Here is a 904-nt window from a genome sequence, read left to right as displayed (position 1 = left end):
ACGACCGGCCCCGGGGGCGTCCCCCGGACGATCGCGGGGGGATCGGAGCCTGACCGCTGCGGCGGGCGGAGGAACACTTGAACATGCTCGCTCCCGTTCGCCGGTCCGCCGACCGATCGCCGTCCTGCCCCTTTTCCCGCCTCTCCGCCGAGGATGCGGCGCCGGACCCGCCGGGGTTCTTCTGCACCCCCGACGGCAACGGCGGGGCGATCGTGCCGCGGGGCCGGGAACGCCGCCGGGCGGACGCCGAGCGGGCCCATCGCTGGTTGCTGGAGCGGGTCGAACCGGATCGGCACCCCTGCGTCGCCGCCCGCAGCGCCTTCAATTCGGACAGCTACCGCTTCGGCCTCTACCCGGCCCTGGCGAGCGACGCGGCGACGGCCGGCGTGGCGGCGGATCTGGAACGCTTCGCCCTGGGGGTGGGCGAGCCGGACGGCGCGGCGGCGGCAGACGCCTCCGACTTCGCCACCTTCATTGCGGTCTTCGACGCCCCCCTGCCCGCCGCGGCGGACGAGTCCCGGGAGGAGACGTTCGAGCGACTCCTGTGGGCCCAGCTTCAGGCCCTCCACGAGGCGGACGAACGGTCCTGGGACCCGGCGACCTCCCCGAACCCGTCGCACAAGGACTTCTCCTTCAGCTTCGCCGGGCGGAGCTTCTACATCATCGGCATGCACCCGGACGCCAGCCGGCCGGCCCGCCGCTTCCCCCGGCCGGCACTGGTCTTCAACCTGCACGCCCAGTTCGAACGGCTCCGCGCGACCGGCTCCTACGAAAAGATGCGGGATCTGATCCGCGAGCGCGATACCCAGCAGACCGGCGGGATGAACCCGATGCTCGCCGACTTCGGCCAGCGCAGCGAAGCCGTCCAATACAGCGGCCGGGCCGTCGACGGCCCGTGGAAGTG

The 904-nt window shown here is 73.0% G+C and carries 1 protein-coding gene; it reads left to right on the top strand.

Annotated elements, in window-relative coordinates:
- Positions 1-83: 83 nt before the first annotated feature.
- On the top strand, positions 84-904 hold an 821-nt coding region (gene gntA / locus ACG2DA_RS22880), incomplete at its 3' end, for a guanitoxin biosynthesis heme-dependent pre-guanitoxin N-hydroxylase GntA (protein WP_395259021.1).

It is taken from the genome of Alienimonas sp. DA493 (genome assembly GCF_043951915.1).
Taxonomy (GTDB): Bacteria; Planctomycetota; Planctomycetia; order Planctomycetales; family Planctomycetaceae; genus Alienimonas.
This window is presented reverse-complemented; position numbering and strand designations above follow the sequence as displayed.